General features: G+C 67.5%; 9 protein-coding genes. 4 read left to right on the top strand and 5 right to left on the bottom strand.

The features are described from left to right. Positions 1-30: 30 nt before the first annotated feature. Genes NA12_RS10970 through NA12_RS33610 form a run of 3 tightly spaced genes read right to left on the bottom strand, consistent with a single transcriptional unit; the run spans position 31 to position 3,513 of the window. Positions 31-855: a response regulator gene (locus NA12_RS10970; RefSeq protein ID WP_371855986.1), complete on the bottom strand. Its 825-nt coding sequence runs from the start codon at positions 853-855 to the stop codon at positions 31-33. Next, positions 842-3,352 (bottom strand): ATP-binding protein, encoded by a 2,511-nt coding sequence (locus NA12_RS10975; protein ID WP_067449010.1) that lies wholly within the window; start codon positions 3,350-3,352, stop codon positions 842-844. The genes NA12_RS10970 and NA12_RS10975 overlap by 14 nt, the downstream gene beginning before the upstream one ends. After that, positions 3,349-3,513: a hypothetical protein gene (locus NA12_RS33610; RefSeq protein ID WP_157106387.1), complete on the bottom strand. Its 165-nt coding sequence runs from the start codon at positions 3,511-3,513 to the stop codon at positions 3,349-3,351. The genes NA12_RS10975 and NA12_RS33610 overlap by 4 nt, the downstream gene beginning before the upstream one ends. 281 nt (positions 3,514-3,794) lie before the next feature. On the opposite strand from NA12_RS33610, the gene NA12_RS33615 reads away from it, so the two are divergent. The 4 genes from NA12_RS33615 to NA12_RS11000 all read left to right on the top strand — a co-directional run bounded on the left by NA12_RS33615 (position 3,795) and on the right by NA12_RS11000 (position 8,646). After that, positions 3,795-3,878 (top strand): potassium-transporting ATPase, encoded by an 84-nt coding sequence (locus NA12_RS33615; protein WP_067449012.1) that lies wholly within the window; start codon positions 3,795-3,797, stop codon positions 3,876-3,878. 83 nt (positions 3,879-3,961) lie between these two features. Continuing rightward, positions 3,962-5,632, top strand: a complete 1,671-nt coding sequence (gene kdpA, locus NA12_RS10990; RefSeq protein WP_067449016.1) for a potassium-transporting ATPase subunit KdpA — start codon at positions 3,962-3,964, stop codon at positions 5,630-5,632. A gap of 1 nt (position 5,633) precedes the next feature. Then, positions 5,634-7,775 (top strand): potassium-transporting ATPase subunit KdpB, encoded by a 2,142-nt coding sequence (gene kdpB / locus NA12_RS10995; RefSeq protein ID WP_067449018.1) that lies wholly within the window; start codon positions 5,634-5,636, stop codon positions 7,773-7,775. Position 7,776: 1 nt separating this feature from the next. Then, a complete protein-coding gene (locus NA12_RS11000) occupies positions 7,777-8,646 on the top strand; it encodes a potassium-transporting ATPase subunit C (RefSeq protein ID WP_067449020.1) in 870 nt (289 codons plus the stop codon). Positions 8,647-8,699: 53 nt separating this feature from the next. Here the strand turns inward: NA12_RS11000 and NA12_RS11005 are convergent, their stop codons facing one another. Together NA12_RS11005 and NA12_RS11010 are read right to left on the bottom strand one after the other, a co-directional pair. Beyond that, on the bottom strand, positions 8,700-10,844 hold the full coding sequence (locus NA12_RS11005; RefSeq protein WP_067449022.1) for an amylo-alpha-1,6-glucosidase: 2,145 nt from the start codon (positions 10,842-10,844) through the stop codon (positions 8,700-8,702). Then, positions 10,841-12,010, bottom strand: a complete 1,170-nt coding sequence (locus tag NA12_RS11010) for a glycosyltransferase family 4 protein (protein ID WP_067449024.1) — start codon at positions 12,008-12,010, stop codon at positions 10,841-10,843. Before NA12_RS11010 ends, NA12_RS11005 begins: the two co-directional genes overlap by 4 nt. Between the last annotated feature and the right edge of the window lie 41 nt (positions 12,011-12,051).

A 12,051-nucleotide genomic window follows, 5' to 3' on the forward strand; every position in this document is an offset into this window, starting at 1 on the left:
GGCATTCCGGTCACGTGAGTCGGCGCACGCTCATTCCTGGAAGCGGTATCCCATCCCGGCCTCGGTCAGCAGATGGCGAGGCCGGGCCGGATCGTCCTCGAGTTTGCGCCGCAACTGGGCGAGATAGACGCGCAGGTAATGGGTCTCGGTCGCATAGGCGGGCCCCCACACCTCACGCAGTAATTCCTTGCGCCCCACCAGCTTTCCGCGATTGCGTACCAGCATCTCGAGCATGCCCCACTCGGTGGGCGTCAGGTGCACCGACGCACCGTGCTTGGTGACCCGCTTGGCGGCCAGGTCGACCGTGAAGGAGTCGGTGATCACGACCGGATCGTCGCTGCCCGCGTCGGCGGCCCCACGCCGCACCGCCGCGCGCAACCGGGCCAGCAACTCGTCCATCCCGAACGGCTTGGTGACGTAGTCGTCGGCCCCCGCGTCGAGCGCCTCGACCTTGTCGGCGGAGTCGGTACGCGCCGAGAGCACCAGCACCGGCGCGGTACTCCAACCACGTAGTCCCGCGAGTACTTCGATGCCGTCCATGTCGGGTAGCCCGAGATCGAGAATCACCACATCGGGCCGTTTCTCGGCGGCCGCGCGCAAGGCGGCGGCGCCGTTGCCCGCGGTGATCACCTCGTACCCACGAACCGACAGATTGATCCGCAGCGCGCGCACGATCTGCGGCTCGTCGTCGACCACCAGAACCTTGACCGGGCCCGACACCCTGTCGGGGCCGCTTCTCCGGGTATCGCGGCCGGACTCGTGTGGGATGCCCGGCACACCGGCGGCCGGCGGATGGGGTGTCACAGCGGGTTCGCCGGTCCGCTCGGAATTACCCATGTGCTCACTTGTCGGCATCGCTCAATCCTGTGAGAGGGGCAGGCAGGTCGACCAACACGGTCAGGCCGCCGCCCGGCGTGGGTTCAGCGTGGACGGTACCGCCCATCGCCTCGACGAAACCGCGCACGACCGAGAGGCCGAGGCCGACGCCGGTGGTGTTGTCACGGTCGCCGAGGCGCTGGAACGGCTCGAACAGGTCCTCCTCGGTGCCCGCGGGGACGCCGCGTCCGGTGTCGACGACCGCGATCGACACCCGGTCGCCGTCGTTCTCGGCGGTGACGCGAACGGGTGTGTCACGACCGGAGTGATGCAGGGCGTTGTCGAGCAGGTTCGCCAGCACGCGTTCGAGCAGACCGCTGTCCGCGAGGACCGAGATCTCGCCGACCTCGATTTTCACCCGGTCCATCGCCGCGCGCCGCAATCCCCGTGCCCCCATTCCGACGCTGACCAGCGCGCGGTGCACCGCCTCGTCCATGTAGACCTGGCGCAGTTGCGGGCTCACCACACCGACGGCCAGGCGCGACGAATCGAGCAGGTTGCCGACCAGTGCGGTCAGCTGGTCAACGGATTCCTCGATCGCCTCGAGCAGTTCGCCGGTGTCCTCGGCGGAGAACTCCACATCGTCGCTGCGCAGACTCGATACGGCGGCCTTGGCACCGGCCAACGGTGTGCGCAGGTCATGGCTGACTGCCGAAAGCAGTGCGCGGCGCAACCGATCGGCCTCCAGCAACGCCGCCGCGGCACTGGCTTCTTCGGCGAGTCGTTCCTGCCGGACCAGCCCGGCGGCTTGATTGGCCACCGCGTTGAGCACCGGCCGTTCCCCCGGGTCGAGTGGGTGCCCGGCCAGCAGCAGCAGACTGGTCGTATCACCCGCCTCGATGACCGTCTCGGCATCGTCGGGCCGTCGTGGCGGATTCGTACCTACCTCGGCGACCACCACGTCGCCGCACAGCATGCTCACCGCCCGCTGCCCATAGGCCTCACGCACCTGTTCCAGCAGATTCGGCAGGTCGGCGCCGTGCAGCACCGCACCGGCGAACAGAGTGAGCAGCTCGGCTTCGCGGGATGCCTTGCGCGACTGTCTGGTTCGCTTCGCCGCGACATCGACCAGCGCGGCGACGGCGACCGCCACGATCAGCAGCACCACCACGGTGACGAAGTTGTCCGGTTCGGCGATGGTGAGGCTGTAGCGCGGAGAGGTGAAGAACCAGTTCAGCAACAGCCCCGACAGCAGCGCCGACACCGAGGCGGGCACCACACCGCCGAGCAGCGCGACCGCGACGACACCGACGAAGAACATCGCGCTGAGCCCGCCGAGTTCGAGGAATCCGTCGAGCGTCGCCCAGCAGACCACGCTCACCAGCACCGGCACCAGCAGGGCGGCGATCCAGGCGAACAGCGGCTGACGCACACGCAGCGGGTTGCGGCGCACACCTCGGTTGGCATGCTCATGGGTCACCATGTGGACGTCGATCTTGCCCGAACGCTGCACCACCGTGGACCCGATGCCCTCGTCGAACATCCGCGCCCACCGGGACCGTCGCGAGGTCCCGAGCACCAACTGCGTCGCGTTGACCTCCCGCGCGAATTCCAGCAGTGCGCCGGGCACATCGTCGCCGGTCACCGTATGCAGCGAGGCACCGAGCCCGGCCGCGAGTTCACGCAGCCGCACCATCCGCTCGGTCGACACCCCGGCGAGCCCGTCACCCCGAACCACGTGCACCACGACGAGATCGGCGCTGGACTTCGACGCGATCCGCCCCGCCCGGCGCACGACGGTCTCCGATTCCGCCCCGCCGGTGACCGCGACGACGACCCGTTCGCGCGCCTCCCACAACTCGGTGATCTTGTGGTCGGCCCGGTACCTGGCCAGCGCCGCGTCGACCTGATCGGCCAGCCAGAGCAGTGCGAGTTCCCGGAGCGCAGTGAGATTTCCGGGCCGGAAGTAGTTGCGCAACGCGGCATCCACCTTGTCCGCGGCGTACACATTTCCGTGCGACAGCCTGCGCCGCAACGCTTCCGGTGTGAGGTCGACCAGCTCCACCTGATCGGCCGCGCGCACCACCGCATCGGGCACCGTCTCGCGCTGCTCGATCCCGGTGATCTGGGCGACCACATCGTTGAGGCTCTCGAGGTGCTGCACGTTCACCGTCGAGATGACGTCGATGCCGGCATCGAGGAGCTGCTCGATGTCCTGCCAGCGCTTTTCGTGCACGCTGCCCGGCGCGTTGGTGTGCGCGAGTTCGTCGACGAGCACCACGGCGGGCCGGCGCGCGAGCACCGCGTCGACGTCGAGTTCGGGCAGGTCGGTCCCCCGATAGCCGACCAGCTTCGTCGGAATCCGCTCGATGCCGTCGAGCAGTTCCGCGGTCTTCGCGCGACCGTGCGTCTCGACCAGCGCGGCCACCACATCACGGCCGCGCTCGAGCCGCCGGTGCGCTTCGCCGAGCATGGCGTAGGTCTTGCCCACGCCCGGCGCCGCACCGAGATAGATGCGCAATTGTCCGCGTTTCACCTGTTCATCATCGCGTCTCGCCCAGCCTCGACGGTGGGACGTACCGGCAACACGCCGACCGACACCAGCGGCGTAGGCGAGGTGTTCAGCCGACCGAGCACCCGGATCAGCAGCAGCGATCCGGCAAAACCGAAGATCACCGCAAGAGTCACTACCGACACCGCGATCTCACTTTCCTGCGCGGGGGAACCGGCGGCGCCGTTCGCCCGCCGTGCCCACTTTCTACCGCGCGAACACCCGCCTGATCTCGATCTTTACGGTGTGTTGACGGCAATCGGGCCCGCTTTGACGGCATCCTCACACCCGTCACGCACCCGCCGCGTCAACATTGCGCAAAGGCCTGGCCCCTGGGCGCTAAGGAGTCGTAAGGAAGCCACGCCGAGTCGCGATCCGGCGTTTCACTCACCTAGGTGCTCCACCTCGGAGCACAAGGAGGTTGGAAATGTCTGTCGTGGTGTTCACGGTGCTCACCGTGGCGATCTTCGCGCTGCTGGGCTTGATCCAGCGAGGGGTGGAGAAGCTGTGATCGCGAACCTTGTAGGTCTCGCGCTGGCTGCCGGAGTCGCCGTCTTCATGGTCGCGGCGCTGCTCTTCCCCGAGAGGTTCTAGGTGAACACGACTACTGCGGGGATCGTCTTCGTGGCGGCCCTGGTTCTCGCGCTCGCGCTGGTACATGTACCGCTGGGCGACTACATGTACCGGGTCTACAGCAGCGACAAGTACTCCCGCGTCGAGCGGCTGATCTTCCGTGCCATCGGCGCGAAACCCGAGGTCGAGCAGACCTGGCCCGTCTACGCCCGCAGCGTGCTGGCGTTCTCGGCGGTCAGCGTGCTGTTCCTGTTCTTCTTCCAGCTGGTTCAGGGCGCGCTGCCGCTGCACCTCGACGATCCCGGCACCGAGATGACCCCCGCGCTCGCGTGGAACACCGCGGTCAGCTTCGTCACCAACACCAACTGGCAGAACTATTCCGGTGAGTCCACCCAGGGTCACCTGGTGCAGATGGCCGGTCTTGCGGTGCAGAACTTCGTCTCCGCGGCTGTCGGCATGGCGGTGGCGGTGGCACTGGTGCGTGGCTTCGCCCGTCGCCACACCGGCGACCTCGGCAACTTCTGGGTCGACCTGGTGCGCGGCACCCTGCGCATTCTGCTTCCGCTGGCGTTCGTGTTCGCGATCGTGCTGGTCGCGGGCGGCGTCATCCAGAACTTCCACCTCCACGATCAGGTCGCGCAGACCATCGGCGGCGCCGAACAGACCATCACCGGCGGTCCGGTGGCCAGCCAGGAGGTCATCAAGGAACTCGGCACCAACGGCGGCGGCTTCTACAACGCGAACTCCGCCCACCCGTTCGAGAACCCGAACACCTGGACGAACTTCCTCGAGATCTTCCTGCTGATGGTGATCGCGTTCTCGCTGCCGCGCACCTTCGGCCGGATGGTCGGTTCCACCAAGCAGGGCTACGCGATCGTGGCGGTGATGGGCACGATCGCTCTGGCGAGTATCTCGCTGACCAACCTGTTCCAGCTACAGCACCACGGCACGGTGCCGACCGCGATCGGCGCCTCCATGGAAGGCGTGGAAACCCGTTTCGGCGTGGCCGATTCGGCCACCTTCGCCGGTGCGACCACCCTCACCTCGACCGGCGCGGTGAACTCGTTCCACGATTCCTACACCAGCCTCGGCGGCATGATGACGATGTTCAACATGCAGCTGGGCGAGGTCGCGCCCGGCGGTGTCGGGTCCGGTCTCTACGGCATGCTGATCCTCGCCGTGATCACGGTGTTCGTCGCGGGCCTGATGGTCGGACGTACCCCGGAATACCTGGGCAAGAAGATCACCCCGCGCGAAATCAAGCTGGCGGCGACGTATTTCCTGGTGAGCCCGCTGATCGTCCTGGTCGGCACGGCGGTGGCCATGGCCTTGCCGGGACAACGAGCGAGCATGCTCAACGGCGGGCCACACGGCATGTCGGAAGTGCTGTACGCCTTCACCTCCGCGGCCAACAACAACGGTTCCGCCTTCGCCGGTCTCACCGGCAACACCGAGTGGTACAACACCGCGCTCGGCCTAGCGATGCTGTTCGGCCGATTCCTGCCGATCATCGTCGTGCTGGCACTGGCCGGTTCGCTGGCCCAGCAGGGCACCACCCCCGCGTCGATCGGCACGCTGCCGACGCACCGGCCGCAGTTCGTCGGCATGGTCGTCGGCGTGACGGTGATCCTGGTCGCGCTCACCTTCCTGCCCGCTCTCGCGCTCGGGCCGCTCGCCGAAGGAATCCACTGAAATGACCACTCCCACACTAGAATCCGCACCGCGGCCCGAACACCGCACCAAGGGCGTACAACGCGGCGTCCTCGACCCGAAGTTGCTGCTCACCTCCCTTCCCGACGCCGTGCGCAAACTCGATCCGCGCACGCTGTGGAAGAACCCGGTGATGCTGATCGTCGAGATCGGCGCCGTGTGGTCGACCATCCTCGCCATCGCCGACCCGAGCTTCTTCGCCTGGGCGATCGTCGTCTGGCTCTGGCTCACCGTCGTTTTCGCGAATCTGGCCGAAGCCGTCGCGGAGGGGCGCGGCAAGGCGCAGGCCGACTCGCTGCGCAAAGCCAAGACCGACACCATCGCCCGCCGCCTGGCCGACTGGACACCGGGTGGGCGCATCGTCGAGGAACGCGTCGCTGCTCCCGAACTGCGACGCGGCGATTACGTCGTCGTCGAAGCGGGCCAGATCATCCCCGGCGACGGTGACGTCGTCGAAGGCATCGCCTCGGTGGACGAATCGGCCATCACCGGTGAATCCGCGCCCGTGATCCGGGAATCCGGCGGCGACCGCTCGGCCGTCACCGGCGGCACCACGGTGCTCTCGGACCGGATCGTCGTGCGGATCACCCAGGAACCCGGCGCCAGCTTCATCGACAAGATGATCGCCCTCGTCGAGGGTGCGAGCAGGCAGAAGACCCCGAACGAGATCGCGCTCAACATCCTGCTGGCCGCGCTCACGATCATCTTCGTGTTCGCGGTGACCACCCTGCAGCCGCTGGCCGTCTTCGCCAAGTCGAACAACCCCGGCGTGCCGGACACCTCGGCACTGGACGCGCACGGCATCACCGGCATCGTGATGGTCTCGCTGCTGGTCTGCCTCATCCCCACCACCATCGGCGCGCTGCTCTCGGCCATCGGCATCGCGGGCATGGACCGCCTCGTGCAGCGCAACGTGCTCGCCATGTCCGGTCGTGCGGTGGAAGCCGCGGGCGATGTGAACACACTGCTGCTGGACAAGACGGGAACGATCACCCTCGGCAACCGTCAGGCAGCGGCGTTCATCCCGGTACCCGGCGTTCTCGACGACGACCTGGCCGACGCGGCACAGCTGTCCAGCCTCGCCGACGAGACGCCGGAGGGGCGCTCGATCGTCGTGTTCGCCAAGGAGGTGTTCAACAAGCGCGAACGCAGCGCGGGTGAACTGCCCGGGGCCACCTGGGTCGAGTTCACCGCGCAGACCCGCATGTCGGGTGTCGACCTGTCCGACGGGCACCAGCTGCGCAAGGGGGCAGCCGGTGCGGTCATCGAATGGGTTCGCGCCCGAGGCGGTTCGGTCCCGGCCGAGGCTTCGGCGATCGTCGACGGCATCTCCGCCTCCGGCGGCACCCCGCTGATGGTCGGTGAAGTCCGCGACGGAACACCGCGCCTGCTCGGCGTGATCCATCTCAAAGATGTTGTCAAGCAGGGCATGCGGGAACGTTTCGACGAGATGCGCCGCATGGGCATCCGCACGGTCATGATCACCGGCGACAACCCATTGACGGCCAAGGCGATCGCCGACGAAGCGGGCGTGGACGACTTCCTCGCCGAGGCGACGCCGGAGGACAAGCTCGCGCTGATCAAGTCCGAACAGGACGGTGGCCGCCTGGTCGCGATGACCGGTGACGGCACCAACGACGCTCCCGCCCTGGCTCAGGCCGATGTGGGCGTGGCGATGAACACCGGCACCTCGGCTGCCAAAGAGGCCGGCAATATGGTCGATCTGGATTCGGATCCGACCAAGCTGATCGAGATCGTGGAGATCGGCAAGCAGTTGCTGATCACCCGCGGTGCGCTCACCACGTTCTCGATCGCCAATGACATCGCCAAGTACTTCGCGATCATTCCCGCGTTGTTCGTGGGACTGTTCCCCGGTCTCGGCGCGCTGAACATCATGCGGCTGGGCAGTCCGCAGTCGGCGATCCTGTCCGCGGTCATCTTCAACGCGATCATCATCGTGGCGCTCATTCCGCTGGCGCTGCGCGGTGTCGACTACCGGCCGAGCAATGCTTCGAAGCTGTTGAGCCGCAACCTGACGATCTACGGCCTCGGCGGCATCATCGCGCCGTTCATCGGCATCAAGGTCATCGATCTGTTCGTCCAACTCCTCCCCGGGATGTCCTGAAATGCGTATGTCAACCTGGATCCGCCAGCACCTGGCCGCCCTGCGCGCCCTGCTCGTGCTGACCGCGATCACCGGAATCATCTATCCCGTGGCGGTTTTTGCGGTCGCGCAGCTGCCCGGACTCGACACCGCGGCCGACGGCTCGCTCATCGTGCGGGATGGAAAACTGGTGGGCTCCAGCCTGATCGGGCAGTCGTTCGCCGACGCCGACGGCAAGGCCATGGCGCAGTACTTCCAGAGTCGTCCGTCGGCCGCCGGCGAGGGCTACGATCCACTGTCCACCGCCGCGAGCAATCTCGGCCCGGAAGACATCGTCGACACCGCCGACCGCACCAGCCTGCTCACCACCGTGTGCGCACGGTCGAAGGAGGTCGGCGACCGTGAGGGGGTCGACGGCGCCCGGCAGTTCTGCACGAAAGATGGTGTGGGCGCGGTGCTCTCGGTGATCGGGCCACGCGATGGCGACGGTGACGTGTCGCGGCCGGTGCAGGTGGTCAGCGTCAACGAACTCTGCCCCGCGCAGCCGTTTCTGACCACGTTCCGCGGCGTCGCCGTGGAGTGCGCGAAGGAGGGCGAGGACTACTCCGTCGGCCGGATCATCCCGATCCTCGGCGACGCATCGGCCGAGGCCGCGGTCCCCGCGGACGCGGTCACCGCCAGCGGCAGCGGACTCGACCCGCACATCTCCCCCGCGTACGCGGCCATCCAGGTCGAGCGCGTCGCGCGGGCGCGCGGCATCACTGCCGCACAGGTGCGCGAACTCCTCGCCGCCCACACCGAGGCGCGCACGCTCGGATTCCTCGGTGAGCCGCGGGTGAACGTCGTCGAACTCAACCTCGATCTCGACACCCGCTACCCGTTCGAGGGCTGAAGCACAGCGATCGGGGCCGCGACCATCGCTGGTCGCGGCCCCGATCGCGCGGTCTACTCCTCGTCGGTGATCAGGGCCCAGCCCTCGGGCAAGCCCGTCACGGTCACCGCCGAGCCGCACACCTCGAGATCCACCGTCACCGCGTCACCGAGCCGGAACTCCGACAGCCGCACGCACCCCCAGGCCGGGGGAACCTGCGGCCGCACCGTCAATGTCTTGCTCGGCACATCGGGATCGAGTCCGAGGAACGACCGGACCAGCAGCAGCGGCGCCGCGCTCGCCCAGGCCTGCGGCGAACACGACGTCGGATACGGCACGGGCGCGGCGAATCTCGCCCGCGGGAAACCGCAGAACAGCTCGGGCAACCGTCCGTCGAACGCCGCGGCGGCATCGAGCAGACCACCCGACAGCCGCATCGCCAGTTCCACCGCACCCGGCACATGCTGGTACCGCATCAACCCGGCGACGGCGATCGCCGTGTCATGCGGCCAGATCGAGCCGCTGTGGTAACTCATCGGGTTGTAGGCGCCCATATCAGAAGCCAGGGTCCGCAGGCCGAATCCCGAATCCATCTCCGCCCGGGACAGATTGCGGATCAGGATCTCGGCGTGTTCGTCGGTCGCGATGCCCGACCACAGACAGTGCGCCGCATTGCTGGTCAACGCGTCGACCTGGCGCTTACGACCGTCCAACGCCACCGCGTACCACCCGTAATGGGGTAGCCAGAACTGTTCGGCGAACTTGGTTCGCAACTCGTCGGCCCGCTCCCGCATCCGCACGGCCAACTCGGGGTCGTCGAACTGGTCGGCGAGCTCGGCACGAGCCAGGAATGCCGCGTACACATATCCCTGCACCTCGGCCAACGCGATCGGGGCCTCGGCGATATGTCCTGCGGCGTCGTTGATTCCGTCGAAGCTGTCCTTCCAGCCCTGATTGATCAGGCCGCGATCGGTGGCGCGCACGTACTCGACGAAACCGTCGTCGTCGCGGTCACCGAAATCGGTGATCCAGCTGATCGCGGCGTCGGCCGCGGGCAGCAGGGTGGCGATCGAAGCCGGATCCGCGCCCCACCGCAGACATTCGGCGAGCAGCATCACGAAAAGTGGTGTGGCATCGACGGTTCCGTAGTAGATATTGCCGCCAAGCACCTGCCCGACCGAGGGACCACGCCGCATCTCGTGCATGATCCGGCCCGGTTCCTCCTCGACGAGGGGGTCGATGGTCTGCCCCTGCAGTTCGGCCAGCTGTTGCAGGGTACCCAGTGCCAGATCGGTTTCCAGCGGCAGCGACATCCATGCCGTGAGCAGTGAGTCCCGACCGAACAGCGTCATGAACCACGGTGCGCCCGCCGCCACGAAGGGCCGGTTGGTGCCCGAATCGGTGTGGATCTGCAAGGCGCCCAGGTCGCTTTCGGTGCGGCGCAGGATCTGGTTGAGCAGCCCCGAATCAGCGGAGATATCGGTGGCGGTGGCCCGCCAGGCCGCGATCTTGCGCACCGGATCGCTGGCCCGGTAACGCTCGCCCGGCGTGCCCGCGGTCTGCGGGCGTTGCGCGGCGCCTGCGGGCTGGGCGGTGATCTCGGTCTGCCAGCGCGCGCCCGCCGGGACCACGACCCGCCAGATCATGGTGCCGGGCAACACCATCGGCTCGACGGTCGAGGTGAGCGCGAGCCCACGCGACAGATCGGCGCGATCGTGCAACAGTAGTTCGCCGTCGGTGATCGTCATCTCCGCCCGGCGCCCGTGGGTACGGCCTTCCTTCACCGCGAACAGGTCGACGAAGTCGGCGTCCACGTGCAGTTCGAGCACCACCGCCGTCGCCTCGCGGCTCATGTTCTCCAGCGTGATCAGCTCGTGCATGCCCTCGGCGACGAGCCGATCGCGCACCACGAGCAGGGTGCTGTCGGCCCGGCCCTGTTGGGGCGGCCTGCGCAGCACGAACCGGGCCGCGAAGGCCTCCGGGCTCAACACCGACAGCGCCTCGGGCCGTTTGCCGTCGATCATCAGCTCCCAGCGCGAGATCACCCTGGCGTCACGGAAGAACAGGCCCTGCGGCTTGCCCGGCTCGATATCGCCGAGCCGGTCGGACAGGCAGAACGTGCCGCCTTCGACAAGGGTGATGGTGCCGCCGACGCCACCGAGCCCCGCGGGTTCCCCCGCGTTGAGAGGGCTCGGCGCCGAGGCGCTGTCGGTGCTCATGCGCGCCCGGTGACCGCTACCCCGGCGGACATCGGCATCGCGTATGGGGCGTCGTACCCGATCGTGGTGCGGGCGAGTAGTTCTCGGTACACCTTCTCGTACCCGGCACCGAGGGTGTCGGCGCCGAAGTTGTCGACCACGTGTTTGCGGCACAGGGCCGGATCGTAGGTCTGGACTTCGGCAATGGCGGCGGGCAGTTCGGCCGGATCGTCACAGATCCGCCCGGTGACCCCGTCCACCACCACTTCGCTCACCGCACCGCCGCGCAACGCGACCACCGGCGTACCGCAGATCATCGCCTCGATCATCACCATGCCGAACGGCTCCTCCCATCGAATGGGGAACAGCAGACACTTTGCTCCGGAGAGGAGTTTACGCTTGGCGGCCGCGTCGGCGAGACCGAACATCTGATCCTGGTCGGTCATTCGCGGCCGCACGAACTCCTCGAAGTAGGCCTTTTCCAGCGGCTCACTGCACTTGCCCGCCAGGATCAGCGGCATGCCGACAGCGTGGGCGGCCTCGAGCGCCAGATGCGGACCCTTGTCGTCGCTGAACCGGCCGAGGAACAGCGCGTAGTCCTGCTTCTCGGTCTCGAACGGCCACTGGTCGGGCCGCAGCGCGTTGTGTACCCGGCCCGCCCACGGCAGATCGGGCGCCAGCGCGCGCTGCCGGTCGCTGATCGCGACGAGCGAGCACTCCTGGCCCAGTTCCTTGTAATAGCGGTAACAGTCGTCCTGCACCGGGCCGTGCACGGTCACCACCGTCGGCAACCCGAGATTGGCGTAGGCGGGCGCGTTGAGCGGACCCGCGAACGTGTGGTCGTGGACCAGGTCGATGCCTTCGGTATCGGCCAGCCGCTCGATGGCGCGGCGCACCCGCAGCGCGTGCACGATCTCGGGGAACGGGTCGCCCAGCCGTTCGGGCTGGATCCGGTCCCACAGCGGAACGAAATTCGCCTGGGTGCCGTCGATGCCGGCACCGAACAGGGTGACGTGATGGCCGCGCTCACACAGCGAGTCGACCAGATCGGCGACCACGGCCTCGACGCCGCCGTACGCCTTGGGTGGAACATCGAAATACGGTGGGACAACCATGGCGATCCGCAGCGGACCACCGTGGTGATCGATCGAATAGAGATCGGACGCGGACAAACCGATCGGCGACATTGCCGACGTGTCTGTACTCATGACCTTCCTTCCAGGGACGC

Origin of the sequence: Nocardia alba NBRC 108234 (genome assembly GCF_001612665.1) — a bacterium.
In the GTDB taxonomy this organism is placed as follows: Bacteria; Actinomycetota; Actinomycetes; order Mycobacteriales; family Mycobacteriaceae; genus Nocardia; species Nocardia alba.

Excerpts from the sequence above, each read along its gene's own strand:
- kdpB (WP_067449018.1), top strand. The coding sequence starts at position 5,634 with ATGACCACTCCCACACTAGAATCCGCACCGCGGCCCGAACACCGCACC.
- NA12_RS11000 (WP_067449020.1), top strand. The coding sequence starts at position 7,777 with ATGCGTATGTCAACCTGGATCCGCCAGCACCTGGCCGCCCTGCGCGCC.
- NA12_RS11005 (WP_067449022.1), bottom strand. The coding sequence starts at position 10,844 with ATGAGCACCGACAGCGCCTCGGCGCCGAGCCCTCTCAACGCGGGGGAA.
- NA12_RS33615 (WP_067449012.1), top strand. The coding sequence starts at position 3,795 with ATGTCTGTCGTGGTGTTCACGGTGCTCACCGTGGCGATCTTCGCGCTG.
- NA12_RS10970 (WP_371855986.1), bottom strand. The coding sequence starts at position 855 with ATGCCGACAAGTGAGCACATGGGTAATTCCGAGCGGACCGGCGAACCC.
- NA12_RS11010 (WP_067449024.1), bottom strand. The coding sequence starts at position 12,010 with ATGTCGCCGATCGGTTTGTCCGCGTCCGATCTCTATTCGATCGATCAC.